Genomic DNA, 25,906 nt, shown 5'->3' with positions numbered 1-25,906 from the left:
CGGGGCCGTCGTGGTGGTGGTCGGCGGGGCCGTCGTGGTGGGGGGCCGTGTCGTGGTGGTGGTCGGCGGGGCCGTCGTGGTGGGGGGCCGTGTCGTGGTGGTGGTCGGCGGGGCCGTCGTGGTGGTGGTCGGCGGGGCCGTCGTGGTGGGGGGCGGTGTCGTGGTGGTGGTCGTCGTGGGGGGCGGCGTTGTCCCGCAGCTCGGCTTGCTCCCCCGCGCACCGGCGTTGAAGTGCCCGTTGGCGGCAGGGGTCGTGGTGGTGCCCTCGGTTTTCGTGGCCCCCCCGGTCACCTTCGCAGCAGCCACGTCCCACTGGTAGAGGCACGGCACGGCGGACGGCGACGCCAGCGTCACCGAACCGGGACCGGTGCCGAGGGGCAGGGTCATCAGCGCGATCCGGGTCTGCTTGGACGTGGACGCGTCGAACAGCTTGGCCTGGTTGCCACCCTGGGTGATCGTGACGGTGTTGTTCCAGGACAGAACGCCGGTGGCGCAGTCGAACGTGAAGCCATTGCTGCTGGTCACGCAGCCACCTACCGTCGTAGATGCCTCTGCAGAACCGGTCGAACCGATGCCGAGCAGCAGAGCGCCGACGGCCCCCAAAGCGACGGTGCCCGCCGAGACCCGCACTGGCAGCGAGAGCTTCGACCGGCCGTTTTCGCGAACGTCCAAACGCATGACGTTTTTCCCCCAAATATGTAGTGACTCCTGATCGGCATCTGCACGCTGTCCGCTCAGAACTGGCGCCAAGGGACACGGTGCCTCAGGGTGCAGTGCAACCGGGTCGTTTCACCAAGAATTGGTCAAGAACGCACAGGTGCAGGTCAAGTCACTCCCCATTCCGGGGGGGTCGGCATGGCCCACTCGACGACCTGGGTAGCCCACTCGCACTAGTCTCACCTGCGTGAACATCGTCTTCGTCGAACCGGCGTTCCCGAACAACCAGCGCCGCTTCGTCGCTGCGCTTGCCGGTGTCGGGGCCAACGTGATCGGCGTCGGCGAGTCGCCGGACTGGGCGCTTGGCGACGAGCTACGCGCTCAGATGGTCGCCTACTACCAGGTGTCGAACGTCACCGACGAGCACCAGCTTGACGCGGCGGTCCGGTGGGCGCAGGAGCAGATGTGGGTGGACCGGCTCGAGTCCACGATCGAGTCGCACCAGATGGCTGCCGCCCGCGTCCGGGAGTGGCGCGGCATACCGGGCACCTCGGTGCGCACGACCTGGCTCTGCCGGGACAAGCCGTCGATGAAGGAGGCGTTGCGAAACGCCGGCGTGCCCACTGCGGCCTCGGCGGCGGTCGACACCACCGAGCAGGCCCGCGACTTCGCCCGGGGGGTCGGCTATCCCCTCATCCTCAAGCCGCGTGCCGGTGCGGGCGCCCAGGGGACCGTACGCGTCGACAACGACCCCGAGCTGGAGCAGGCGCTGCAGTCGTTTGCAGGGGCTGGCTCGATCGCGGTGGAGGAGTTCGTCGAGGGCCACGAGGGCTTCTACGACACGATCGCGCTGGGCGGCCACGTGGTCCACGACTGGGTCACGCACTACTACCCCAACGTCCTCGAGGCGATGCGCCACCGCTGGATCTCGCCGCAGTTCGTCACCACCAACCGGATCGACCAGTCGTCGCTCTACGGCGAGGTCCGAGAGCTGGGCGCCCGCGTCATCCAGGCTCTCGGCATCGAGACCTCGGCCACTCACATGGAGTGGTTCCACGGACCGAAAGGGCTGCGGTTCTCCGAGATCGGCTGCCGCCCACCGGGCGTCGGCGCCTGGGACCTCTACTCGGCCGCAAACGACGTCGACGTGTACCGGGAGTGGGCGCACGTCATGGCCCACGGCACCCCCGACCGGGCGCTCTCCCGTCGCTGGTCCGCCGGGATCGTGGCCCTGCGACCGGAGGCGGACGGGATGATCATTGGCTACAGCGGCCTGGACGAAGTCCGCGGTCGCTACGACGAGTGGATCATCGACGCCCATCTCCCGGACCCGGGTACGCCCACGCAGGCGGTGGAGGCTGGCTATATGGCGAACGCCTACATCAGGGTGAAGCACCCCGACTACGACACCGCCCGAGCGATGCTGGACGACGTGGGCCGCACCGTGCACGTGCACGCCGGATGAACGCCCCCACGTTTCTGCTCGGTCCGCAGCGATTCCTGACCACGGCCGGAGCCGTCGTACGCAGCCTCGACGTCGAGGGTCCGGTGGCCACCATCACTGCCGGCTGGCAGGACCGCGAGCTCGACGATGCGGAGCTCGACGGCGTGCTCGACGGCCGAAGCCGCAACCTCAGGTTGCTCAGCCGGATGACCAAGGTGATCGAACGCGACGACTCAGTCGGAGTCGCCGCACTTGCGCTCCGGGACGCGGTCGACGACCTCGCTGGGGTGTATGCCGTGCGTCTGCACCACGCGCTCGACGCGGTGTATGCCGTGCGTCGCCGCACCGGCCGGTCCGACGTCGTCGCAGCCGGTGTCTCGGACGCAGTCGCGGCCGTGCGCCGTCTGGACACCTGGTTCCTCGACGAGGTGCGCATGCTCTATGGCGAGGCCTACGCGACCGGTGTCCTCGACCGCAGCGAGCTCTACGCCCAGTACCGCGCAGAGGTAGCCGAGGAGCTGGCCGGGTGCAGCGTGCTCGCCGTCGCCGGAGGACACGTCGGCTACCTGCTGCGCTCGATGCAGTTCTTCGACGTTCGGCCGCCCGACGACCTGCCGGTCGTCGCGTGGTCCGCCGGCGCCATGGCGATGACCCGGACAGTCGTACTGTTCAACGACCTCGCTCAGGGGGCGTTCGGTGCCGAGGTGTGGGACCGCGGAGTCGCTCGGGTCGACCATGTCGTCGCGCTCCCGCACGCGCGCCGTCGCTTGCGCCTGGAGGACCGTGTCCGCAACCAGGTTCTGGCGCGGCGGTTCGAGGGGTCCACCTGTCTGTTGTTGGACGACGGCGCAAAGGTCCTGATCGGTGTGGACGGCACCTTGCCGCCCGGGGCACGCGTCATTGCGCTCGACGGAAGCCTGCACGTCGTGGCGGAGGCCGCGTGACCTCTTCGACCACCACGGCACCCTCCAGCGGCCAGACCCATAAGCTGGCGATCAACCGGCTGCGCGACCGGTTGGGCTCGTCCGATGCCGGAGCCGTCGAGCGCTTCATCGCCCGCCACACTGCGCCGATCATCGAGGGCCGGTTCGCGACGTTCCTCTGGCGCGGCGACGCCGACGAGGTGTTGGTCCGCCACCGGGTCGTCGGCCTACCGGACCCTGTCTCGTTGCGCCGGCTCCCCGACACCGACCTCTGGTACGCAACGATCGAGCTGCCCGAGGGCTCGCGGGTGGAGTACCACTTCGACATCGTGCGCGGTGGAGTGCGTGAGGAGTACGTCAACGACCCGCTCAACCCACGTCTGGCGCATGGTCCGTTCGGGTCGAGCTCGGTCGCCGCCGCATCCGGTTACGTCGTGCCGACGTGGAGCCTCCACGACCGGGAGGCGCGGCCGGGGTCGCTCGAATGGGTCTCGTTGCGCAGCAAAGCACTCCGACGCGAGCAGGGTATGCAGCTCTACCTACCTGCGCGGTTCCGGGCCGTCTCCCGCTACCCGCTGCTCATCTGCCACGACGGCGAGGACTACCTCAACTATGCGTCGGCCAAGACGGTCCTCGACAACCTGATCCATCGCGGCGAGGTGGCGCCGCTGGTGGCGGCGTTCGTCCCGCCAGGCAACCGGCTGGTCGAGTACGCGAACCACGCCCCGCACGCCCGTTTCGTCGCTCGCGAGCTGGTCCCGTTCCTGACGGAGCGGTTGCCCCTGATCGACCGGGCAAGTGGTCGATGCCTGATGGGCTCGAGCTTCGGGGGAGTCGCGTCGCTCTCGACGGCCGTGCGGTATCCCCAGGTCTTCGGCTCCTTGCTGCTCGAGTCGGGGTCCTTCGTGTTCACCGACATCGGGGCAGAGCATGGTGGCGGGCCGGTCTTCGACCCGGTGGTCAAGTTCGTCAACGCCTACCGGGCCCGCCCTCGCCCGGTGGCAGAGCGGATCTACCAGACCTGCGGCATCTACGAACCACTCATCACCCCGAACCGTTCGATGGTGTCGACGTTCAGGGACACCGGTATGGAGGTGCGCTACGTCGAGGCCCGCGACGGTCACAACTGGGAGAACTGGCGGGACCGCCTGCGGGACGCGTTGACCTGGATCTTCCCCGGCGAGCAGAAGTTCGTCTACGAGTAGCACCGAGAGACAAGGGACCCCGTGAACAAGCTCGTCGAGCGCTGGCACTCGCCCCGCACCCAGCGCGAGCTCACCCTGGCCCGCTGGGGTCATTACGGCACACCGGTGCTGGTGTTCCCGACTGCGGGAGGTGACGCCGAAGAGATCGAACGTCATCACCTGCTCGGCCACCTGGCGGATCTCGTCGACGGCGGAGCGATCAAGGTCTACTCCGTCGACAGCACCGCGGGCCGCGCACTGGCCACGCACGAGGGGTCGCCCGAGCATCGGATGTGGCTGCTCAACCAGTACCACGACGCGATCGCGTCAGAGGTCGTGCCGGCCATCCAGGCCGACACCGGGGGGCACGAGATCATCGCGGCGGGATCGTCGATCGGCGCGTTCAACGCGTTGGCTTGTGTATGCCGCTACCCGCACCTGTTCCGGGCGGCCATCTGCATGAGCGGTTCCTACCGCCTGGAGAAGTTCCTGGGCGGGTGCAACGACGACCTCTACTTCTCCTCGCCGCTGCACTTCGTGCCGGGGATGGAGGGGGCTCAGCTGGACGCGTTGCGTCAGCGGATGGTCATCCTTGCCTCGGGGGACGGGCGCTGGGAGGACCCCGGACAGTCATGGGAAGTCGGAGACATGCTGGGCAGCAGGGGCGTTCCCAACCGCGTCGACATCTGGGGTCCGGAGTACGACCACGACTGGCCGACGTGGTGGCAGATGTTGCCGACCTACGTTCGCCAGCTGCTCTGATGCCCGAGAACGCCGACCACGCCGACCTTGAGCACGCCGTCGACACACTCATGCCGCAGGCCCGTGCGGACCTGGCCCGGCTGGTGGCCTTCCGCAGCGTCGCCGGCGCCGAGGTCGAGGCCGTCTCCGAGTGTAGGTCCGCGGCCGAGCACGTTGCTGACCTGCTGCGAGAGCTGGGGATCGGTGACGTCAGGCTGCTCGAGACCGTCGACGGCAGCATCGCCGTGGTCGGGCGCACGGAGGGTCCGCCAGGCGCGCCACGCGTCCTGCTCTACTCCCACTACGACGTGCAGCCCGTCGGCAACCTCGACGCATGGGGATCCGACCCGTGGACCCTCACCGAGCGGGAGGGTCGCTGGTATGCCCGGGGTGCCGCCGACTGCAAGGGCAACCTCGTCATGCACCTCACCGCACTGCGCGCCCTCGGTGCGACGAATGGGTCGATGGGCGGCGGCGGAGACTGGCCCGTCGCGCTCACCATCGTCTGCGAGGGTTCCGAGGAGATGTCGACCGGGGGCCTGGTCGCCCTGGTCGGGAGCGACCCGGGGACCTTCGTGGCCGACGTCGTGGTCGTGGCCGACTCGGGCAATGTCGAGGCCGGTATGCCGACGGTCACGACCAGCCTGCGCGGCACCGGCAGCGTGCTGGTCACGGTCCGCACCCTGCAGGGGCCCGTCCACTCCGGGGCGATGGGGGGTCCGGCGCCCGATGCGCTGGCCGCACTGGTCCACGTCCTTGCAACCCTGCGGGACGATGCCGGTAACACCGTCGTGAGCGGTCTGGACGCGAGCGGCAGCTGGACTGGTGCTGCATACCCTGCTGAACGGTTCCGTTCTGACGCAGGGGTTCTCGAGGGTGTCGGGTTGCTGGGGACGGGTTCGATCGCCGACTCTTTGTGGGCACGGCCGGTCGCCACGATCCTGGCCATCGACGCGCCATCGGTGCAGGGGGCGTCCGCGTCGATCCAGCCGGAGGCCCGGGCCCTGGTCAACCTACGAGTCCCCCCGGGCGTCGATGCTGCTGCGGCGCAACAGCTCCTGGTTGCTCACCTTGAGTCTGCCGTCCCCTGGGGGACCCACATCACCGTGGAGCCAAAAACGCTGGGTCAGCCGTTCGCCGCCCGCACAGACGGTCCCGCCTTCGCCGCGCTCGGTGTCGCGATGGAGGAGGCGTTTGGTTCACCGATGGTGGAGACCGGTCAGGGTGGGGCCATCCCACTGTGCACCGCACTGAGCGAGGCGCACCCCGACGCCGAGATCCTGCTCATCGGGGTCGAGGAGCCGGCCTGTCGCATCCACGCTCCGGACGAGAGTGTCAGTCCCGACGAGCTGCGTCGAACCGCGTTCGCCGAGGCGCTGTTCCTGCGTGCGCTCGGATCGCGGTCCTAGGTCGACCTGGTGCGCGTGTCGTCCTGCTCGCGCCAGCGGCTGGTGATCGGCAGGCGGCGGTCCTTGCCGAACGCCAGCGGCGAGATCTTGGGGCCCGGCGCGAACTGCCGCCGCTTCCACTCGGCACGGTCGACCAGCTCGATCACGTGGTCCACTGTCGCCGGGTCGAACCCGTCGGCGATCAGCCGTTCCCGCCCGTGTGCGACGCCGACGTAACCAGCGAGAATCGCGTCGAGGACGTCGTACTCGGGCAGCGAGTCCTGGTCGGTCTGCCCTGGCCGCAGCTCGGCCGAGGGTGGCTTGGTGATGGTCGACTCGGGGATGGGCGGCATCTCACCCCGGGCGACGGCATACCGGTTGCGCCACTTCGCGAGCTCCCAGACGAGCGTCTTGGGCACGTCTTTGATGGGCGCGAACCCGCCGACGCTGTCTCCGTAGATCGTCGAATAGCCAACGGAGACTTCACTCTTGTTGGAGTTCGCGAGAACGAGCGGCCCCTCCTGGTTCGAGACACCCATCCAGATCACCCCGCGGACCCGGGCCTGCAGGTTCTCCTCGGCGACACCCGTCAGGCCCAGCGCCTCGAGGAACGGGTCGACCATCGGCTGGATCGGGACAACGCGGTAGTGCAGGCCGAGGTTCTTCGCCAGCTCGAAAGCGTCGTCCTTGCTGCCTTCGGAGGAGTAGCGGCTCGGGTTGCTGATCGCCACGACGCTGTCGCCACCGAGGACGTCCGCGGCGATCGTCGCGACCACCGTGGAGTCGATCCCGCCCGAGACACCGAGCAGCACCTGGCGGAACCCGTTCTTGCGGACATAGTCGTGCAGGCCGAGACCCACGGCGCGCCAAACCTCCTCGACTGGGTCGAGGCGCGGGTACATCGGCGGGTCGACCGGCTCGTATGCCTCGACCTCGTCCTCGGACACCACCGTGTGGACGACATCTGGCGGCAGGTCCTGGACGCACACCGTCGAGGGTTCGAGGTCGAGGTCGACCACGACGAGGCTCTCGACGAACTGCGGTCCGCGAGCGAGCACCACCCCGTCAGATGCGACGACCATCGAGTCGCCGTCGAAGACCAGCTCGTCCTGACCACCGACCATGTTGAGGTAGGCGAGGGCGCAGTCGGCCTCCGCTGCCCGTCGACGGACCAGCTCCAGGCGAGTGTCGTCCTTGTCCCGCTCGTAGGGCGATCCGTTGATCACGAGCAGCAGCTCGGCGCCCGCAGCCCGGGTCTGCGCGACCGGCCCGCCCTCCTGCCAGAGGTCCTCACAGATCGCGATGGCGACGTCGACGCCGTGCACGCGGACCACGGTCAGCGTGTCACCTGGGGCGAAGATCCGGTATTCGTCGAACACCCCGTAGTTCGGCAGGTGGTGCTTGGCGTAGCGCCCGACGACGCGTCCGCCGTGCAGCACCGCCGCGCAGTTCTGCGGGAGAGTACCCGTCGGGTCGTCGTCGTTCGCCCCGTCAGAGGCGCGGTCGAGGTAGCCGACCACGACGGGCAGGTCGCCGCGTCCGTCAGCCGCAAGATCGGCCGCCAGCCCGGCCAACGCCGCCCGCGACGCCTCCACGAACGAGGCGCGCAGCGCCAGGTCTTCGACCGGGTACCCCGTCAGGACCATCTCCGGGAAGGCCACCAGGTGCGCTCCCGCCTCGGCCGCCTCCCGGACCCGGCTGCGGACGATCCGGGCATTGCCGGGCAGGTCGCCGACGACCGGGTTGACCTGAGCCATCGCGAGTCGCAGCTGCGCCATGTGTCGAGACTAGTTGCGGCGGTTGACGCGCGTCCGGCGGCGTGCGAGACAGCCCCGCATCGATGCATACCGGGTCTCGCCTAACACCCCTTGTACGCTCCGCGCCCGCCGGGTGCGCGTGCCCTCCAAGGTCGACCGGGTCGGCGTGTCCGGGTCGGCGACTACCGGATCATCTACACGTTCGGGGACGACGTGCTTGTGGTGGTCGTCGTGAGGCTTGGGCATCGACGCGACGTCTACGACCAGTAGCGGCGAGGATGGCGTCTCGCTGACCACGCCTCCGTACGTTCGAGGGCGCGGAGCGTGGCACGATCCGTGCCATGGCGGACGGGACCTCGACATACGACGACATCGTCGTCGGGGCCGGGCACAACGGCCTGACGGCGGCGGCATACCTGGCTCGAGCCGGTCGGCGCGTCCTCGTCCTTGAGCGACGGGACCACACCGGAGGCGCGGCTGTGTCGGAGCGGCCGTTCCCGGGGGTCGACGCTCGTGTGTCCCGCTACTCCTACCTCGTCTCGCTGTTGCCCCGCCGCATCGTCGAGGACCTCGACCTCGACCTGCGCCTCGTGCGCCGTCGCGTCTCCTCGTACACCCCGAACCCGGTCGAACCCACCACCGGCCTGCTCGTCGACACCGGTGACCTCGAGGCGACCCGTGCGTCGTTCCGCCGGGTCACCGGTGGTGACGCCGATTTCGATGCGTGGCAACGGTTCTATGCTCGTATGGGCGAGATCGCCGGGCGGGTCTGGCCCACCTTTCTCGAGCCGCTGGTCGACGCGGAAGCGATGCGGGCGACGGCCGCTGACGACGAGCTGTGGGCTGCCCTCACCACGGCGCCGCTGGGCGAGCTGCTGCGCGCCACCTTCTCGGACGACCTGGTCCGGGGAGTCGTCGCCACCGACGGGCTGATCGGCACCTTCGCCGACGTCGACGGCCCGGACCTCGCGGCCAACATCTGCTTCCTCTACCATCTGGTCGGCAGGGGCACAGGCGACTGGGACGTGCCGGTCGGGGGGATGGGCGCGGTCACCGACGCGCTGGCCCGCGCGGCGACCGACGCGGGAGCCGAGATCGTTCCCGGGGTCGACGTGTCCTCCGTCTCGGGTGACGGCGAGGTGGTCTGGCGTCGGGACGGTCACGGTCACACGACTCGCGGCCATGTGCACGCGGGAGTTGCCCCGGCCGTCCTGGACGAGCTCCTCGCCGCCGCAGGGTCGGCGCCGGTCTCGGCCGGCCCGCGGCCCGAAGGGTCCCAGCTCAAGGTGAACATGCTGCTGCGTCGCCTGCCACGGCTGCGCGACGACGGGGTCGCGCCGGGCACTGCATTCGCCGGGACCTTCCACGTCCGGGAGACACTCACGGAGCTGCGGGCTGCCTACGCCGGTGCCGAGTCGGGCCGGCTGCCGGACCCGCTGCCCTGCGAGGTCTACTGCCACACGTTGTCGGACCGTTCGATCCTCGGACCGGCGCTGGCCGGCTCCGACGCCCAGACCCTGACGCTCTTCGGGCTGCACACCCCGGCCCGGCTATTCGAGCACCTGACCGACGACGACCACGCCGCCCGCCGGGCGGAGGCGCTGGAGGCTGCGCTGCACGCGCTCGACTCGGTGCTCGCAGAGTCGTTGGCCGACGTGCTGGTCACCGACGCGAACGGGGACCCCTGCATAGAGGTACGGACCCCGCGCGACCTCGAACGGGATCTCGGCCTACCCGGCGGCAACATCTTCCACCGGCCCCTGCAGTGGCCGTGGGCCGAGGAGCCCGCGGAGGTGGGCACCTGGGGGGTCGAGACAGCCCACCCGGCGGTGACGCTGAGCGGCGCGGGTGCGCGTCGCGGTGGCGGGGTGTCCGGCATACCAGGTCACCACAGCGCGCGCTCCGTGCTCGACTGACCCGGTTCACCGCCTGAGGTGGCGCATTGCGCGCGGTGTAACAGCCCCGAAACCTCGGTGCGGCAGGATCGTCACATGGACCGCCAGCAAGAGTTCGTGCTCCGCACCATCGAGGAGCGCGACATCCGCTTCGTCCGGCTCTGGTTCACCGACGTCCTCGGCACCTTGAAGTCGGTCGCGATCGCCCCCGCCGAGCTCGAGTCGGCCTTTTCGGAGGGCATCGGGTTCGACGGCTCGGCGATCGAGGGGTTCGCTCGTGTCTTCGAGGCCGACATGCTGGCCAAACCGGACCCGTCGACCTTCCAGGTTCTCCCGTGGCGGGGGGACAGCCCGGGCACCGCGCGGATGTTCTGCGACCTGTCGATGCCCGACGGGTCGGCCAGCTTCGCTGACCCGAGACAGGTCCTGCGCCGGGCGCTCTGGCGGGCGGGTGAGCTGGGGTTCACCTTCTACACCCACCCCGAGATCGAGTTCTTCCTGCTCAGCAAGAAGCCAAAACGGGGCAAGCGACCCAAGCCGGTCGACGATGCGGGCTACTTCGACCACGTCCCGCACGGCACCGGCCACGACTTCCGCAGGGCCACGATCACCATGCTCGAAGCGATGGGGATCTCCGTGGAGTTCAGCCACCACGAGGGTGCGCCGGGCCAGAACGAGATCGACCTGCGGTATGCCGACGCACTCAGCACCGCCGACAACATCATGACCTTCAAGACGGTGGTCAAGGAGGTTGCCCTCGAGCAGGGGATCTACGCGACGTTCATGCCGAAACCCTTCGTGGACTACCCCGGATCGGGGATGCATACCCACCTGAGCCTGTTCGAGGGCGACGCCAACGCCTTCCACGAGGCCGGAGCTCCCTACCAGCTGAGCCAGACCGGGCGGCAGTTCATCGCCGGGTTACTGCGGCACGGGGCCGAGATCACTGCTGTCACCAACCAGTGGGTCAACTCCTACAAGCGGATCTGGGGCGGCGGCGAGGCTCCGGAGTACGTCACGTGGGGCCACAACAACCGGTCCGCAATGATCCGGATCCCGATGTACAAGCCGAGCAAGGGCCAGTCGACACGGGTGGAGGTCCGGTTGCTGGACGCGGCCTGCAACCCCTACCTCGCGTTCGCCGTGATGCTCAACGCCGGGCTCAAGGGCATCGAGGAGGGCTACGAGCTGCCGCCCGAGACCGAGGACGACGTCTGGAACCTCACCGACGCCGAGCGTCGAGCGATGGGGATCGAACCGCTACCCCGCTCGCTCGGACGGGCGCTGGAGCTCATGGAGCGCAGTGAGCTTGTCGCCGAGACGCTGGGGGAGCACGTGTTCGACTTCTTTTTGCGTAACAAGCTGGCGGAATGGGAGGACTACCGTAGCCAGGTGACCCAGTTCGAGCTCGACCGATACCTTCCTCGCCTCTAGTGGCGGGAGCGGTCCAGGGGGCGAGCGGACGACGGTCGGGCACCCCCGCGGGACAGCTCGCCCGACTCGGTTTCGCCGACCCCGCGCGTGCGGAGCGGCTGCTACAGGACAAGGCGCTCAAGGGCTTCGCGGACCCGCTAGACGACATCTTCCACGACGGCCTCCCCGACGCGCTCAGCCAGGCCGCCGACCCCGACCAGGCACTCCTCGGACTGGTTCGCGTCGTGGAGTCACTCGCGACCAGGCGTACCGGACCGACGTCGGACGGGGGTGCACTGCTCGCCGCGCTCCGACGCCACGGCCCGGCCCGCAACCGTCTCGTGGCAGTCCTCGGCGGGTCTGTCGCTCTCGTCGACCACCTGGTCAGCCACCCCGAGCACTGGCTCTGCGTCGCTGAGGCAACGGTGCCAACCGCCCGAGGGCTGCGCGACCGGCTCGTCGAGGCGGTCAGCTCGACTGCGTCGCCCACGTTACCCGCGTCACCCGAGTCACCCGGGTCGGCGGGCACCGGTACAGCCCCACTGGGGAACGCCAACGGCAGCACGCGCAAGGGGCCCCGCACGGACCGCTCTCCGGCGGGCGGCAAGTTCCCTCCGGCGTACGACGCCCTGCGGATCGCTTATCGGCGCGAGCTGTTGGCCATTGCCGCGCTCGACCTCACCTCACCGGACCCGGTGGGTTATCTTCCGGCGGCTGCCGAGCAGCTGTCCTGGCTCGCGGAAGCGGCGCTGGAGGCGGCGCTGGTGATCGCGCGTGACGAGTTCGGGCCGGGTTCCGACGACTGCCGGCTGGCGGTCATCGGCATGGGCAAGACCGGGGGCGGTGAGCTCAACTACGTGTCCGACGTCGACGTGATCTTCGTGGCCGAACCGGCCGAAGGCATCGACGAGGAGCGCGCCCTCCAGGTCGCGACGCGCCTCGCCACCGGCATGATGCAGGCGTGTTCGGCGACGACGGGGGAGGGGACACTCTGGCCGGTCGACGCCGCGCTGCGGCCCGAGGGCAAGAACGGTCCGCTGGTACGCACCATCACCAGCCACCGGGCCTACTACGAGCGGTGGGCCAAGACCTGGGAGTTCCAGGCGCTGCTGAAGGCCTGGGTCTCGGCTGGCGACCTCGAGATCGGCACGGCCTACATGCGGACCATCGCCCCGTTCGTCTGGGAAGCCGCCGGGCGGGAGCACTTCGTGGAGGACGTCCAGGCGATGCGTCGACGGGTCGAGGCGCACGTCCCGACCGCGGAGGCCGAACGCCAGCTCAAGCTGGGGCGCGGAGGACTGCGTGACGTCGAGTTCTCGGTGCAGCTGCTCCAGCTCGTGCACGGCCGGTCGGACGAGTCGCTGCGCTCGGCGACCACCCTCGAGGCGTTGTCGGCACTAGCCGAGGGCGGGTATGTCGGCCGCGAGGACGCGACGACTTTCGGCGAGGCATACCGGCTGTTGCGGACTCTAGAGCACCGCATCCAGCTGCAGAAGCTGCGCCGCACGCATCTGATGCCGACCAGCGAGCCCGACCTGCGCCGCCTCGGCCGCGCGATCGGACTGCGCGCGAACCCGGCCAAGGAGGTCGTCGAGCTGCGTCAGTCGCGCTCGCGCGAGGTCCGCCGGATCCACGAGCGGCTGTTCTACCGACCCTTGCTCAACGCGGCAGCCAAGCTGACGTCCGCGGACACGGCACTGAGCCCCGAGGCAGCCCGAGCACGCTTGTCAGCACTCGGGTTTCGCGACCCCAACGGGGCCATGCGGCACCTTGCGGCGCTCACAACGGGTGTCTCGCGCCGAGCCGCCATCCAGCGCACGCTGCTGCCCGTCATGCTCGGCTGGTTCGCGGACGAAGCCGACCCCGACGCGGGCATCCTGGCGTTCCGTCGGGTCAGCGAAGAGCTCGGCACGATTCACTGGTACCTCAAGATGCTGCGCGACGAAGGCAGCTCCGCCGAGCGCCTGGCGCGCACGCTGGCCCGGAGCCGGTATGCCGCTGACCTGCTCATCAGCGCTCCCGAGTCGGTCGCCATCCTCGGTGAGAGCAGCGGGCTGGCGCCCCGGACGCAGGAGCAGCTGCAGCTGACCATGGCGAGCGCCGTCAGCCGCAAAGAGGATGCGACAGGCGCGATCGGGTCTGTGCACGGCATCAGGCGCCACGAGCTGCTGCGGATCGTCATGACCGACCTCAACACGGACCTGGGCACCGAGGGCGTCGATATCGCGAATACGAACCTGGCCGGAGCCACCCTCCACACCGCGCTCTACATCGCGACCCGGCGGGTCGAGGAGCAGATCGGCGCCCCGCTCGGCGCCCGGCTCGCCGCCATCGGCATGGGCAGCCTCGGCGGCCGCGAGATGGGGTATGCCTCCGACGCCGACGTGCTGTTCGTGTACCGGCCCACGGGGGAGGTCGAGGGCCTCGGCGACGCCGAGACACAGCGGCGGGCGGTCCTGGTGGTCCAGGAGCTGCTGCGTCTGATGGGCACTGGGGGACTGGTCGCGCAGCTCGATGTCGACACCGACCTGCGGCCCGAGGGCAAGAACGGCCCGCTGGTCCGCAGTCTGGCGTCCTACGAGTCCTACTACGCGAGGTGGGCGGCGACCTGGGAGTTCCAGGCCCTGCTGCGGGCGCGTCCCGTGGGCGGCGACCCCGAGCTGGGGGCCGACTTCATGGTGGTCGTCGACCGGATCCGTTACCCCCAGGGTGGGCTGACGGCAACCCAGGTCCGCGACATCCGGGTGATGAAGGCGAGGGTCGAGTCGGAGCGCCTCCCGCGAGGTGCAGACCGGCGTACGCATCTCAAGCTGGGCCTGGGCGGTCTCTCCGATGTCGAGTGGATGGTCCAGCTCGTGCAGCTGCAGCACGGGTACGACGACCCGGCGCTGCGGGTGACCGGAACGATGGCAGGTCTCGACGCGGTCGAGCGCGGGGGGTATCTCACGCCGGGCGAAGCCCAGAGCCTGCGGGTCGGGTGGGGCCTGGCGGCCTCGTTGCGTAACGCGGCCGTGCTGTGGCGGGGGCGTCCGGTCGCGTCGGTGCCGAGCGACCTGCGGGACGCTGACGGGATCGGCCGGATCGTTGGACGGCGTCCGGGGGCCCAGGCCACCCTGGAAGAGGACTACATGCGGGTGAGCCGCCGCTGCCGGGCGGTCGTGGAGGCGAACTTCTACCAGGCGCGCTGAGCGTCGGGACACCCGGTAGCGTCATCGCAATGACGGCTCGGCATCTAGCACGGACGCAGATGCCCCCGTACTCCGAGGTCTTCGCGGTCCCCGGCTTCGCTGCGCTGTTCGTCGCCGGGGCGCTGTCTACCTGGGGCGACTACATCGCCCGGCTCACCGTCGCGGCAGTCGTCTATGACCGGACCAGCTCCCCGCTCGCCACCGCGACCACACTTGCGGTGAGCCTGCTGCCGTCGATCTTCGGGCGGACCCTGCTCGGACCGCTCGCCGACCGGTTGCCATACAAATACGTCCTGGTGTGTTCGCACCTGTCCCGCGCGCTGATGGTGCTCGTCCTCATCGCGCTGGTGACGGCCGAGGCACCCCTAGCCGCCCTACTCGTCGCGCTGTTCGTGCTGGAGACGCTGGGCGGCCCGGCTGCCGCGGCCAACCAGGTGCTGCTGACCGACCTGTTCACCGACCGCCGGGTCTACGTCCGTGCCCTGGGGATGACGGCGTTGTCCGAGCAGCTCAACCAGGCGGTCGGGCTCGTGCTCGGCGCGCTCATCGTGTCCGGCCTTGGTGCGGTGCGTGGGCTCGTGGCGGACCTGCTCACCTTCGTCGTCTCCGCGGTCGTCGTGCTGGTGGTCGTGAAGGTCCGGCCGGTGGTCGGCGACTCCTCACCCGGGCTGCGGGGCTTCTTCGACGACCTCGGGGCAGCGATCGCGCACATCGCGAGGCATCCAGTCCTCAGCCGGTTGCTCCTGCTCAGCCTGGTCTCCGCAGTCGGGGTGGCAGCGCCCGAGGCGGTGGCCATCCCGTATGCCGGGGGTGCGGGCCTGGGTGGTCTGCTGATGGCGGCGCCGATCGCCGGGGCGGCCCTCGGAGTCGTCGTCGTCAGCCGTTGGGAGCCCCGTGTCTCGAACGACCGGATCATCCTGCTGGCGTTGGCCATGCCGGTTCCGCTGCTGTTCACCGTCGTGGGGCTGTCGACGCCCGTGGTGTTCGTGCTCTGGTTCATCAGCGGCACGCTCCAGGCGTTCATGGTGCCGCTGCAGTCGACCTTCACGCTCGTCACGCCCAGCGACCGGCGCGGCACCATCTTTGGTCTGGCGGGTGCCCTGTCGGTGACCGCAGCAGGCCTCTCCTACCTACTGGCGGGCTGGTTTTCCGAGCTGGCCACCCCCGGGGCCGCGGTCACCATGTGCGCGGTCATCTGCCTCGGCGCGGTTGTGCTGCTGGCGGCTCGCTGGCCGCGACGTGTGCTCGACGAGGCGGTCCAGGCGGCCTACCGCGAATGACGGCGAGCCGGCCGACAGGCCCGGGACGCCCCCAGGGCTGGGGGACCCCGCCCCGTACGGTTTGCAGATCGAGAACGACACGGCGGAGAAGTGTGTCCGCGCCGCGCTAGACGTCGGGATCTCGACCTTCGACACCGCGGACGCCTATCGGCCGACGGCACCGGCCGGGAAGAACGACGTCGGCCTCTGTCAGATCCGCAGGAGCAGTCCGTTGCCGCCGCGGCGCATGTCGGAGATGAACCCGCTCATGACCACCAGGCGTTCTCGTCGCCCTTGACGATCGACTGGGCGGCGTCCTTGGTCTGTTCGAAGGTGGCGTGCGGGGGATGGGGTGGCACGTTGGGGTCGGTATGCACGTCGATGGCGGTCGGCGGTCGACGGCCAGCGTCTGGGACTCGGCGAACTTCGGCGAGCCCTCCATCGCGCTCGGCCAGGCCGCTCATCTGTATGGCTCGGTCGCCGGCGAAAACGATGACGGGCCGGTCGGGGCAGCCGAACTTCGCGCCGGTGCCGTTGGGGACGCCGGGGCCCATGGTGGCCAGGTTGCCTGACAGGGAGCCTCGCATGTTAGGGCAGCTCGTCGGACAGCACGTCCTTGCCCAGCAGCGGCTTGGCGACGCCCGCACCGAGGAGCTCGGCGACCTGTTCGAGCTCGGCGCGGGCCCCGCGGGCTGCTGATCGACTGGCCATCGCCGTCACCACTCAGATCCGACTCAAGACCGACGGACGGGCCAACTGCCGGAGCAAGCTCGCCGCTCGGGAGATCCCGAGCCGAGGCCATGCGGGAAGGGCACCGTGGGGCGTCACATCAATCCAGCGCGGTCGGCTCACCCCCGCACACCAGCGCCTCGGTTCAGCCACTTCCCGGACCCGCACCCGCGACGCGCTAGCCGCGCCCACCTCCGCCAAGAAGACCTCCACCTCGAGGCCCGGCGAACCCGCCTCTCGACATCAGAGGGGTGCCGGACGGACGCACCTGCTCGAGCGCGGCTCGCTCTGAGGCATTGGACTCGTACTCGGCGTTCATATCGTCGCCCGATAGCTCAGGAGTTCTGTACCGGCCGCTTCCGTGCCGTCGTCCGGCGCGACGTGCATCACCAGCTTGCCGGAATCGACCGTGAGGGCGAACGGATTGCGAGTGGCGACGTGCCGTGCGCTGCTGAACAGCGGGATCGGCATCTCGCGGACGATCCGCCGATCGCCGAAGTCGACCAGGGCGAATCCGCCGAGCTCGCGCGCCGCCTTTTCGAACGGTGTGGGGAGAGCCGCGATCCCGCTGCAGAACACGCGCCCGTGGCCCGCGTACTGCGCGTCCTGGTAATCGACGAAAGTGCTCGGGTTCTCCCAGTGATCCAGTTCGTTACCCGCGGGATCCCAGGTCGAGAACTCGCGCGAGCCCCAACTGCCGCCGTGCAGCTGTCCGCTCTCCGGATCGGCGACGATCCACCCGACGTGGTCAGCGATCCGGAGTCTTTCGGTCGCCGCGAGCGTGCCGGGGTCGATCGAGAGCACCAGTGCGCTGCTCCGCGGCCGATACTCGGCGACGGGCACCCAGACCGAAGTACCGTCGAAGTCGATTCCGCCCGGGTGGTAACGGTCGCCGTCGCCGACGATGATGTCCCGCGTGAGACCGCCTTCGGCGTCCAGCACGAAGACGTGGCCGATGCCCCGTCCGGCGGTTGCCCCCGGCCCGCCCGGCAATCGCTCGGGACTCTCGAGCAACTCTACCGACGAGAGGAAGATGCGGTCGCCGACGAAGGCCAGCCCCTGCGGATGATGCGTCGCAAATGCGAGGGGAGTGCGTCGTACGAGCTCCCATCGTGCGGCGCGGCCGTCGCGAAAGACCGCATCCGCGGCCGCCACCAGTTCTGAATCGTCCCGCATGTTCACGATCATGTCCTCACTAGTTTCACGGGAGTCGACCTGGGTCCGATCGGACGCCCAGGCGTGACGGGGTGCTGCGCGATCGGTTGAATCGCCACGGGCTAGAGCCGGGCACGAGTCGTGCAAGCCATTCGCAGCCAAGGTGATCGGGCCCACGAGACGTATACGAGCCAGGGGGGGTCGAGCCAATTTTCGACCATCACGCGCCCGGCACCTGCTTCAAGGCGCAGGGTGCCATGCGCGCGGTCTCGCCCGGCTTCGCATCGTCCCGTTCTGCGAGGGCGACCTCGAGTTCTTGGACGACAACCCGCTGCAGATCCGTATCGATCAGCACACGAACCGTGAGGGGGCTGAGGACATGGCTGTAGGGACCAGGAAGATCCGAGACGGCGCTGCCGGGCTGGGCCGGTTGATTCACCTGTCGTTCGTCCTGCGTTCGCGAGCGGAGCACAGGTTGGTGAACGTCTGGTAACAACCTCCCGGCACCCTTGGCTTTTGTGCGCATGTCAGTAGTTTGTAACGAGGTAGCAACGGCTGTCCCGGACCTTCCTACGGCTCGGGAATGCTGTCCCGACGGTCCATGAGCCACTCGGGTTGTGCCACATGATCATCAGGAGGATCGCAGTGAAATCACGTCCTAGCTTCACCGTCACCGCCGTTGCCGCGGTAGGAGTGTTGGCACTGGCCGGCTGTACGTCGAGCGGTAGTTCCGCGCCGAGTACCTCCGAGAAGGCACTCACGGTCTTCATCAGCGGTGGAGCCAACATCCAGGACCTGTGGGAGAAGTCCCTGATCCCCGCCTTCGTAAAGGCCAACGCGGGCTACACGATCAAGGTCACACTCGACCTCCACGGCGAGCACGACACCCAGACCATCGCCAAGCTGACCAGTGCGACCCAGCAGAAGAAGGACCCGGGCTTCGACCTCGTCGACGCTGGCTTCGTCACCCAGGCCGCCAAGGCAGGACTCCTGACGCCGGTATCCACAACGAACATCCCGAACTTGAAGGACGTCCCTGCGACAACCCTGACCGCCGGCGGCACGGGCGGCATCCCCTATCGCGGCTCCTCCGTGCTGCTCGGGTACAACTCCGCGACGGTTAAGACACCGCCGAAGACCACGGACGAGCTGCTCGCCTGGATCAAGGCGCATCCCGGCAAGTTCACCTACAACACCCCGAGCACCGGCGGCTCCGGTCAGTCGTTCGTCACGACCGTTCTGGACAAGTATGTTCCGGCGGCCGACCGCACGAAGATGGTCACCGGATACGCGAAAGACCTCGAAGGCGACTGGGACCAGGGCTTCAAGGAGCTCGCGAGCCTCAACCCGTACATCTACCAGAATGGCCTGTACCCGAACGGCAACGTTGCCACGATCGATCTGCTCGGCAGCGGCCAGATCGACATGACGCCGATTTGGTCAGACATGCTCCTGTCCGGCATCAAGAGCGGACAGCTGCCGGCGACAACCAAGTACACGCAGATCTCCGACCCGTCGCTCACCGGTGGAGCCGCCTACCTCGGCATCCCGACGACCTCGACCCATCAGCAGGGCGCGCTCACGCTCGCGAACTGGCTGCTCACGCCGCCCGCACAGGAGCTCATGGTCACCACGGTCGCCGGTTATCCGGTGGTCAACCTGGACCTGCTGCCGCCGACGGTTCAGGCGACGTTCGAGGGCACGGATTCCGGTAACCTGCGACTCACCTACTTCGCGTCGATGACGCAGGACCTGAACAACCTCTGGGCACAGCGGGTCCCCGGTAAGTAATGACCACCGTCTCCCCTCGGAAACGGTTCGTCGGGAAGGCGTCCGGGCTTTCGCCCCTCGGCTTCTTCATGGCCCTTCCGCCGATCCTGCTGATTCTGTTCTTCGTCGGGTTTCCGATCGCGCTGGCGCTGGCGTTCACCCTCGGCTTCACCGGTGGGCTGAACTCCGTTGTGTCGACGATCGGACTGAATGTCCACGAAGCCGCGCAATGGTGGGGAACCCTGGCGGCATACCAAGAGGTGGTCACCTCGTCGACCTTCCGCGCTGACCTGCTTCTGACCGTTTCCGTGACCATCATCAGCTCTGTCGTTGTGCTGTTTATGGCGCTGGGCGTCGCCCTCTACCTGCGGATGAAGGGTGGCTGGGTTGCCACATTCCTTTCGGGACTCGCCGTCGTTCCGCTGTTCATCCCGGTCGTGATCGGATCGTGGGCGATCGTGACGTTCTACGCGGCCGACGGGTTCCTCCGCAGCCTGTTCGCCGCCTTCGGACTGCAGGGGCCGACCTTCGGCTACACCGTCGTCGCGGTCGTGATCGGGTCGGTCTGGACCTCGCTCCCGTTCGCCGTGCTGCTCATCGCCTCGGGTATGCAGTCGATCCCCGATGCGATGATTGAGGCGGCGCGCGACGCCGGCGCGGGCAACATTCGCATCGCGTGGTCTGTCATGGTGCCGATGGCGTTCGTGCCGATCGTGATCGCGACGACCTTCACCGGGATCGGCGTCATCGGCTCGTTCACCGTGCCTTACTTCAACGGGGCGAACACGCCGAACATGCTCGGTGTTGAGCTCACCAAATACTTCGTCTCGTACAACCAGCCGCAGCAATCTGTGGTGATGGCGTTCGCGATCTTCGTCGCGGCATCCGGCATCGCGGCGTTTTACGTGTGGGCGAACTTCCGAAGTGCCAAGACAGAAGGCAGGGTCTGATGCCCGGCACGGGCAGTACTGCGCCCCTGACGGTCGCCGAGCAAGCCGTTCGCCCAGACCGGGCCAAGGCGCGAACCGTCCGGGAGGTCGCACCCGGCCGTTCGGGAGGGATCACGAGCAAGATCCTGATCGGCGTCTTCGTGATCTTCATGGTCGTGTTCATCCTCGGCCCGCTGCTCTGGCTGGCGGTGCATGCGTTCGCCGGTACGTGGACCTACCCGAGACTGGCACCGGACTCTTGGACACTCCGCTGGTGGTCTGAGGTGTTCAGCGACCCCGCCCTCGGCGTCGCCGTGCGGAACTCGCTCGTGTTCTCCCCGCTCGTCGTATTCTTTTCGGCAATTATCTGCCTGCCAGCGGCGTACGCGTTCGCCAGGTACGACTTCTTGGGGAGGAAGACGTTCCTGGTGGGGCTGTTCGCGGTGAACGCCTTCCCCAAGATGGGCCTCTTCGCCACCCTGGCGACCCTCTTCTACGCGCTCAACCTCATGAACACGATCGTCGGCATCCTGATCGTGCAGGTGCTTGGCACGATCATCTTCATGACCTGGATACCCTCCGCGGCGTTCGCGGCCGTGCCGCGCAGCCTCGAGGAAGCGGCGAGGGATGCTGGCGCATCCAAGCTCCGCGTGTTCTTCAGTGTCACGCTGCCGATGGCGATGCCGGGGATCCTGGTCGCGGTCGTGATGTCGTTCCTCGCCGCGTTCGACGAGGCGCAGGGAACCTACCTCGTCGGAGCCCCGACGTATTTCACGATGCCGACCGAGATGTACACGCTCGTGTTGAACTATCCGAACCAGGTCGCGGCCGTCTTCTCGATCCTGATGTCCATCCCGTCGGTGGTCCTGCTGATGGTCGCTCGCAAACGCATCATGGGCGGCCAGCTCGCTGAGGGCTTCCAAATCAGATAAGGGGGTGTGCGGTGAGCACACTTGAAGCAGCGGCGCAGCGAGAAGCTGCGAACCCCGATCGAGCTGTCGCGGGACTCGAGATCACCGGGCTGAACAAGATGCTCGGCGGGCGCACGATCATCGACGATCTGGAACTTTCCGTCAACGACGGTGAGCTAGTTTCGCTGCTCGGCCCGTCGGGTTGCGGCAAGACGACGACTCTGCGGATGATCGCGGGGTTCCTCGCGCCGGACAGCGGATCGATCGTCGTCAGCGGCAAAGACGTCACCAAACTCGGCGCGGAGAAGCGTCCGAGCGCGATGGTGTTCCAGAACTATGCGCTCTGGCCGCACATGACGGTGTTCAAGAACGTCGCGTTCCCGCTCAAGCTGCGAAAGGTGCCGAAGGCCGAGATCGAAAGCCGTGTCGTCGCGGTACTCGAGATGGTGAACCTGCTTCACCACAGGGGATCGCGCCCCGGCCAGATCTCCGGTGGAGAGCAGCAGCGTGTCGCGCTCGCCCGCGCACTGGTGCAGGAGCCGGACCTCCTGCTGTTGGATGAACCGCTGAGCAACCTCGACGCCAAGCTGCGCGTAAAGGTGCGTGAAGACATCCGCGAGATTCAGCGGAGGCTCGGTATCACGATGGTGATCGTCACGCATGACCAGGACGAGGCGCTGTCCATGTCCGACAGGATCGCGGTCATGAACGCCGGCAGGATCGAGCAGTACAGCACTCCGGCGGAACTCTACGAGCGCCCGAGGACCGCCTTCGTTGCGACCTTCATCGGCACGATGAACCGGGTCGACGGCTGTTACAGGGATGGCAAGATCGTGCCGGGCAGAGACGTCGTCGGCATCCGGCCGGAGGACGTGATCTTCAGCACGGAGCAGATGCCCGGCGGCGTCCCGGTGACTGTCGAGAGGGTCATTCCGCGCGGCCACTTCCACGAGGTGTTCCTCCAGCGCCCGGACGCGCTGCTGCGTGCGTACCTCTCTGGCGATGTTCCCGCGCTCGGATCAGCCGGATTCGCGAGCATCACGAAAGTGATGACCTTCCGCGACGACCTGCTGATCGACGATGGCGGGGGGACCGGGGATCCGCGGAAGTGACGGTGGAGCCTCAGGACACGCCGATCACGGGGGCGAGCGCACATCGTGGGGATTCGAGCCTTTTCCGGGAGAACACGTTGCCGACAGTCCGTTCGGCGATCGCCGCCGGTGCTCAGTTCGTCGAGATCGACGTGCGGCTCACCCTCGACGGCGGGGTCGTCGTGCTGCACGATCCGACCCTCGAACGCCTTTGGGGGATACGGGCGCAAATTGCCGACACGAGCTACGACTCCGTCAGGCTGCTCGGTGATCGCGACCATCGGCCTCCGCTGCTCGCCGAGGTCCTTGAGCTGATCGAGGGCTCAACGTCGACCCTTCTCATCGATATGGACTGGGCGGGTCCGGCGGAGGCCGCCTACCGCGTCGCAGCAGCCAGCAGCGCGAGCGTCGCCTGGTGCGGCGACCTCGAAGCCATGCGGGCGATCCGCGCCCTCGATCCGAGTGCGAGCATCTGGATGCCGTGGGACGAGCCGAACCCGCCGACGGCGGAAGACATCCGCGAGCTCGCCCCCGACTACATCAACTCCGAGTTCCTGACGATGACCGCGGTAATGGTTGAGGACATCCACGCGCTCGGTTGCAGGATCGCCGTTTGGACCGTTGATGACGAGTTCACCATGCGGTGGGCCAGTGAGCTGGGAGTGGATACGGTGACAACCAATGAGCTGAAACGGTTGCAGACGGTGGTCGGCGAGGAGAGGACGAGTGGCGGGACGCCGCCGTCTCCCGTGCCGGGCGAGGTAGATCTGGAGGCCGTGCTCGCGGTCGCTCGAGCACTCGGCCAATGGGCGATCGACTACACCAGCTCGAGCGACCCCGGGCAGATCTCGACCAAGGTCAATGCGGCAGATCTCCTCACGGAGGTGGACGTCGCCGTCGAGCGGCACATTCGCGACGTGGTCGGCCAGAGGTTCAGCGGTTACGGTTTCGTCGGCGAGGAGATGGGTGGCGCCGCATCGCCCGGTGTGCCCTGCTGGTACCTCGACCCTGTCGACGGGACCACTAACTTCGCCAACCGCATCCCGTGGAACGCCTTCTCGCTCGCACTCGTGGTCGACGACACCCCGCTCGTCGGGGTCGTGGCGGACCCCTGGCGTAGAGAACTCTTTGAGGCGGTCCGCGGCCGCGGTGCGAAGCTCAACGGTGCGCCCCTGGCGATCGCCACGGCCGAGACGGACGCCGATCCACTCAGCGGCAAGGTGGTTTCAACCGAGCTCGCCGGACACCTCGTCTGGCCCGGCATGCTCGAGATGCTCGCGGCCCTCGGGGCGCGGCACTGCACCGCGCGGATCATGGGATCCGGCACGATGACTCTCGTGGGGGTCGCCGCCGGGCGCGGCGTCGGATCGGTTATCGGCAGCTTCGGCCCGGTCGATCACCTCGCCGCACTACTGATCGTGAGGGAGGCCGGTGGCATGGTCCTCTCGTCGTCCGGCGAGCCGACGCTGTTCCCCAGCTCCGGGGGCATCCTGGCCGCAGCGCCGCAGGCGGCCGACACGCTCTACGAGCTCTGGCAGGACGCCTGCGCGAGGTCGATGGGCGGTGACGGAAACGGTTATCGAACACGGTAGATTCCCGCGGCCGGGCTCGGGGGCGGCTGCGCGGCTGCCCAGTTGAATAGCCTGAGGACGCTCTCATGCCGCTCTCCACGCGGACGGCCTACTCTGCACAACCCAGCTAGGGAACCCCCCCGCGCGAGACCTCGTGCTCACCTCTGAGCCGCTCTTACTGCACCTCGACACCCGCACTCGCGTCGCCAGCTCCTAGGACTCTGCTGAAGAAGGCCCGTTCGTGGGGACGGTAGGCGCCTCGGTCCCGGTGATCGGGGTCTGATCGAGGCCGGTCCTGGACGTGAGTGGATTGAAGGTGTTGTGTTCATGGGAGTCGCCATCGACAATTGCCGGTCGGTCGCTCCCGGCGGCGACTACCTCATGTCTTGCGCAATCGGGGACTGCAGGGAAGCACCCACTGTGGATACTGCGTTCATGGGTCTCACCTCCTGCCGATAAGTCACGATCGCCGGGACAGCCCTCCGGCGACCCGGGTGATCGACCGGCATCATGCCGGTTGCCGAGTCGCTGTCGACCGCGCCGGCGATCGCTACACCTGTGATGAGCCCAAGTTCTCGTGCGCCAAAGTCGGCAATGGGTCCCTTCCGTCGGCGACTGACAGCGACCTGGGCGGACGTATGGGCGCGTAGTAGGCCCGCGCGACGGTCCGCCCTTTCGCGGCGATGTGACGCAACTTCGACACCAACCCAGGGTCGGCGCCTGCGTCCCATCGCATGCTTCGTGGTCAGGCGAGATCTAGTCATCGCCCGTACCGTCTGGCACCCATCGGCATGACCCCCGATGACTTCTGTGTCAACGACAGGTCATAGCCGACATGGAAATCATCAACCTTGGATCAAGCGAGGGCCTCCCGCCGCTGGACTGGGATCCCATCGTCGCCAAACTCGACGCGAAGTCGGCGCCCCCGGTCGGCGCCATCAACGCGCGCACGACGTGGTTGGCAACGATCAACGACGACGGGAGCGCCCATGTCACCGCCGTCGGCGCCTTATGGGTCGATGGCCGGTTCTGGTTTCAAACCGGCAACGACACCCGAAAGGGCCGCAACCTCGCACGCGACCCGCGGTGCTCGATCGCCATCTCGGTACGGGACGCCGACGTCGTCGTGGAAGGCGACGCGGTCCGGATGACCGAGCCGGAGGCGCTGACTCGCATTTCGAAGGCCTGGGCGGACGGCGGCTGGCCAGCCAAGCCAGACCCAAGCGGATCCGGGATCACCGCACCGTTCAACGCTCCATCTCAAGGACCACCGCCTTGGAACGTGTACCGGCTCCAGCCCCGCTCGGCGACCGTCGTCTCATCCGCGGAGCCAGGCGGATTGACCCGGTTCCGGTTCTGACGCCTGACCACCCGCTCACTCCCCGGATGAACTGCCTACGACGACTGGCGGCGGTTAGACGCACCCGCGATTTCCCCCGCATGCGCTTGCTTCTGCGCTGGGCTCAGCGGGCGAGCCGGCCGGCCAGCACCGGCTGCCCTGGGCCGGCCAGTTCCCCGATCGCGCTTCGGCGACCGGTGATGGCCATCAGTATGGATTCTGCCGGTCCGGTCAGTTCCGGTCCTGAGCCGTGAGTCCAGTCCAGGTCGGTCGGGGTCAGGCGCAGGCCGCGGGCGAGGTGCCACGCCGGCAGTTCGGGACTGCACCCGCTGGCCCCCAGGACCCATCGCAGCCGGTCGGCAGGGATCTGGCGAGGCATATCCAGCGGGCGTCGGATGTCCTGATGATGGATGGTGACGTCGAGTAGCGCGAGCCGGCCCCCGAGAGTGGTGGCCAGCCCCTGTGGCCTTAGCTGAGTCCGCAGCCGGTGGAGGAGCTGTTCGGTAGTCAGGGATGCGAGCTCGTCAACAACCAGCTGGTTGGCGTGGACGATCCGACCCCG

At 68.2% G+C, this 25,906-nt stretch carries 23 protein-coding genes; 16 read left to right on the top strand and 7 right to left on the bottom strand.

The genetic code is table 11. The annotated features are described in order from the left end of the window. On the bottom strand, positions 1–525 hold a 525-nt coding region (locus tag ABI385_RS14935), incomplete at its 3' end, for a hypothetical protein (protein WP_348104549.1). A gap of 379 nt (positions 526–904) precedes the next feature. Here ABI385_RS14935 and ABI385_RS14930 point away from each other — a divergent pair. The 5 genes from ABI385_RS14930 to ABI385_RS14910 are packed head-to-tail and all read left to right on the top strand — an operon-like array spanning position 905 to position 6,358. Next, positions 905–2,122: an ATP-grasp domain-containing protein gene (locus ABI385_RS14930; protein WP_348104548.1), complete on the top strand. Its 1,218-nt coding sequence runs from the start codon at positions 905–907 to the stop codon at positions 2,120–2,122. Further along, positions 2,119–3,045 (top strand): hypothetical protein, encoded by a 927-nt coding sequence (locus ABI385_RS14925; RefSeq protein ID WP_348104547.1) that lies wholly within the window; start codon positions 2,119–2,121, stop codon positions 3,043–3,045. The genes ABI385_RS14930 and ABI385_RS14925 overlap by 4 nt, the downstream gene beginning before the upstream one ends. Then, positions 3,042–4,229: an alpha/beta hydrolase-fold protein gene (locus ABI385_RS14920; RefSeq protein WP_348104546.1), complete on the top strand. Its 1,188-nt coding sequence runs from the start codon at positions 3,042–3,044 to the stop codon at positions 4,227–4,229. Before ABI385_RS14925 ends, ABI385_RS14920 begins: the two co-directional genes overlap by 4 nt. A 21-nt stretch (positions 4,230–4,250) precedes the next feature. After that, positions 4,251–4,970 (top strand): alpha/beta hydrolase-fold protein, encoded by a 720-nt coding sequence (locus ABI385_RS14915; protein ID WP_348104545.1) that lies wholly within the window; start codon positions 4,251–4,253, stop codon positions 4,968–4,970. Continuing rightward, positions 4,970–6,358, top strand: coding sequence for a dipeptidase (locus ABI385_RS14910; protein WP_348104544.1), 1,389 nt, complete (start codon positions 4,970–4,972; stop codon positions 6,356–6,358). Before ABI385_RS14915 ends, ABI385_RS14910 begins: the two co-directional genes overlap by 1 nt. Here the strand turns inward: ABI385_RS14910 and ABI385_RS14905 are convergent. Then, on the bottom strand, positions 6,355–8,115 hold the full coding sequence (locus ABI385_RS14905; RefSeq protein WP_348104543.1) for an NAD+ synthase: 1,761 nt from the start codon (positions 8,113–8,115) through the stop codon (positions 6,355–6,357). The two genes, ABI385_RS14910 and ABI385_RS14905, sit on opposite strands and share 4 nt — an antisense overlap. Before the next feature lie 90 nt (positions 8,116–8,205). On the opposite strand from ABI385_RS14905, the gene ABI385_RS14900 reads away from it, so the two are divergent. The 5 genes from ABI385_RS14900 (at position 8,206) to ABI385_RS14880 (ending at position 15,870) form a co-directional block, all read left to right on the top strand. Further along, the gene (locus tag ABI385_RS14900; protein WP_348104542.1) at positions 8,206–8,364 is read left to right on the top strand and encodes a type II toxin-antitoxin system RelE/ParE family toxin; all 159 of its coding nucleotides are present in this window, start codon (positions 8,206–8,208) and stop codon (positions 8,362–8,364) included. A 71-nt stretch (positions 8,365–8,435) separates the two neighbouring features. After that, positions 8,436–10,010 (top strand): NAD(P)/FAD-dependent oxidoreductase, encoded by a 1,575-nt coding sequence (locus tag ABI385_RS14895; RefSeq protein WP_348104541.1) that lies wholly within the window; start codon positions 8,436–8,438, stop codon positions 10,008–10,010. Between the two features lie 75 nt (positions 10,011–10,085). After that, positions 10,086–11,423 (top strand): type I glutamate--ammonia ligase, encoded by a 1,338-nt coding sequence (gene glnA / locus ABI385_RS14890; protein WP_348104540.1) that lies wholly within the window; start codon positions 10,086–10,088, stop codon positions 11,421–11,423. After that, the gene (locus ABI385_RS14885; RefSeq protein ID WP_348104539.1) at positions 11,423–14,590 is read left to right on the top strand and encodes a bifunctional [glutamine synthetase] adenylyltransferase/[glutamine synthetase]-adenylyl-L-tyrosine phosphorylase; all 3,168 of its coding nucleotides are present in this window, start codon (positions 11,423–11,425) and stop codon (positions 14,588–14,590) included. Before glnA ends, ABI385_RS14885 begins: the two co-directional genes overlap by 1 nt. Before the next feature lie 29 nt (positions 14,591–14,619). Next, entirely contained in the window at positions 14,620–15,870 is a 1,251-nt protein-coding gene (locus ABI385_RS14880) for an MFS transporter (protein WP_348104538.1), read from the top strand. Positions 15,871–16,115: 245 nt separating this feature from the next. Here the strand turns inward: ABI385_RS14880 and ABI385_RS14870 are convergent, their stop codons facing one another. From ABI385_RS14870 to ABI385_RS14855, 4 genes are all read right to left on the bottom strand, one after another. Next, a complete protein-coding gene (locus ABI385_RS14870; RefSeq protein ID WP_348104537.1) occupies positions 16,116–16,436 on the bottom strand; it encodes a thiamine pyrophosphate-dependent enzyme in 321 nt (106 codons plus the stop codon). A 1-nt stretch (position 16,437) separates the two neighbouring features. Further along, positions 16,438–16,560, bottom strand: a complete 123-nt coding sequence (locus tag ABI385_RS14865; RefSeq protein ID WP_348104536.1) for a hypothetical protein — start codon at positions 16,558–16,560, stop codon at positions 16,438–16,440. 333 nt (positions 16,561–16,893) lie between these two features. Continuing rightward, positions 16,894–17,754, bottom strand: coding sequence for a DUF6454 family protein (locus tag ABI385_RS14860; protein ID WP_348104551.1), 861 nt, complete (start codon positions 17,752–17,754; stop codon positions 16,894–16,896). Between the two features lie 199 nt (positions 17,755–17,953). Next, the gene (locus ABI385_RS14855; RefSeq protein ID WP_348104535.1) at positions 17,954–18,172 is read right to left on the bottom strand and encodes a hypothetical protein; all 219 of its coding nucleotides are present in this window, start codon (positions 18,170–18,172) and stop codon (positions 17,954–17,956) included. A gap of 206 nt (positions 18,173–18,378) precedes the next feature. Between ABI385_RS14855 and ABI385_RS14850 the strand changes: the two genes are divergently transcribed. From ABI385_RS14850 to ABI385_RS14825, 6 genes are all read left to right on the top strand, one after another. Continuing rightward, a complete protein-coding gene (locus ABI385_RS14850) occupies positions 18,379–19,524 on the top strand; it encodes an extracellular solute-binding protein (RefSeq protein WP_348104534.1) in 1,146 nt (381 codons plus the stop codon). After that, positions 19,524–20,453: an ABC transporter permease subunit gene (locus ABI385_RS14845; RefSeq protein ID WP_348104533.1), complete on the top strand. Its 930-nt coding sequence runs from the start codon at positions 19,524–19,526 to the stop codon at positions 20,451–20,453. The genes ABI385_RS14850 and ABI385_RS14845 overlap by 1 nt, the downstream gene beginning before the upstream one ends. Then, positions 20,453–21,364 (top strand): ABC transporter permease subunit, encoded by a 912-nt coding sequence (locus tag ABI385_RS14840; RefSeq protein ID WP_348104532.1) that lies wholly within the window; start codon positions 20,453–20,455, stop codon positions 21,362–21,364. The genes ABI385_RS14845 and ABI385_RS14840 overlap by 1 nt, the downstream gene beginning before the upstream one ends. Before the next feature lie 11 nt (positions 21,365–21,375). After that, entirely contained in the window at positions 21,376–22,455 is a 1,080-nt protein-coding gene (locus tag ABI385_RS14835; RefSeq protein ID WP_407068286.1) for an ABC transporter ATP-binding protein, read from the top strand. Continuing rightward, positions 22,452–24,026, top strand: coding sequence for an inositol monophosphatase family protein (locus tag ABI385_RS14830; protein WP_348104531.1), 1,575 nt, complete (start codon positions 22,452–22,454; stop codon positions 24,024–24,026). The genes ABI385_RS14835 and ABI385_RS14830 overlap by 4 nt, the downstream gene beginning before the upstream one ends. 814 nt (positions 24,027–24,840) lie before the next feature. Continuing rightward, positions 24,841–25,365, top strand: a complete 525-nt coding sequence (locus ABI385_RS14825; protein ID WP_348104530.1) for a pyridoxamine 5'-phosphate oxidase family protein — start codon at positions 24,841–24,843, stop codon at positions 25,363–25,365. Positions 25,366–25,468: 103 nt separating this feature from the next. On the opposite strand, the gene ABI385_RS14820 is transcribed toward ABI385_RS14825, so the two are convergent. Further along, positions 25,469–25,906, bottom strand: a 438-nt coding sequence (locus ABI385_RS14820; RefSeq protein ID WP_348104529.1) for a DinB family protein, incomplete at its 5' end; no start/stop codon positions are given.

Source organism: Lapillicoccus sp. (genome assembly GCF_039935575.1).
GTDB lineage: Bacteria > Actinomycetota > Actinomycetes > Actinomycetales > Dermatophilaceae > Lapillicoccus.
This window is presented reverse-complemented; position numbering and strand designations above follow the sequence as displayed.

Excerpts from the sequence above, each read along its gene's own strand:
- ABI385_RS14880 (WP_348104538.1), top strand. The coding sequence starts at position 14,620 with ATGACGGCTCGGCATCTAGCACGGACGCAGATGCCCCCGTACTCCGAG.
- ABI385_RS14860 (WP_348104551.1), bottom strand. The coding sequence starts at position 17,754 with ATGCGGGACGATTCAGAACTGGTGGCGGCCGCGGATGCGGTCTTTCGC.
- ABI385_RS14895 (WP_348104541.1), top strand. The coding sequence starts at position 8,436 with ATGGCGGACGGGACCTCGACATACGACGACATCGTCGTCGGGGCCGGG.
- ABI385_RS14865 (WP_348104536.1), bottom strand. The coding sequence starts at position 16,560 with ATGGCCAGTCGATCAGCAGCCCGCGGGGCCCGCGCCGAGCTCGAACAG.
- ABI385_RS14925 (WP_348104547.1), top strand. The coding sequence starts at position 2,119 with ATGAACGCCCCCACGTTTCTGCTCGGTCCGCAGCGATTCCTGACCACG.
- ABI385_RS14840 (WP_348104532.1), top strand. The coding sequence starts at position 20,453 with ATGCCCGGCACGGGCAGTACTGCGCCCCTGACGGTCGCCGAGCAAGCC.
- ABI385_RS14870 (WP_348104537.1), bottom strand. The coding sequence starts at position 16,436 with ATGCGAGGCTCCCTGTCAGGCAACCTGGCCACCATGGGCCCCGGCGTC.
- ABI385_RS14845 (WP_348104533.1), top strand. The coding sequence starts at position 19,524 with ATGACCACCGTCTCCCCTCGGAAACGGTTCGTCGGGAAGGCGTCCGGG.
- ABI385_RS14905 (WP_348104543.1), bottom strand. The coding sequence starts at position 8,115 with ATGGCGCAGCTGCGACTCGCGATGGCTCAGGTCAACCCGGTCGTCGGC.
- ABI385_RS14825 (WP_348104530.1), top strand. The coding sequence starts at position 24,841 with ATGGAAATCATCAACCTTGGATCAAGCGAGGGCCTCCCGCCGCTGGAC.
- ABI385_RS14910 (WP_348104544.1), top strand. The coding sequence starts at position 4,970 with ATGCCCGAGAACGCCGACCACGCCGACCTTGAGCACGCCGTCGACACA.
- glnA (WP_348104540.1), top strand. The coding sequence starts at position 10,086 with ATGGACCGCCAGCAAGAGTTCGTGCTCCGCACCATCGAGGAGCGCGAC.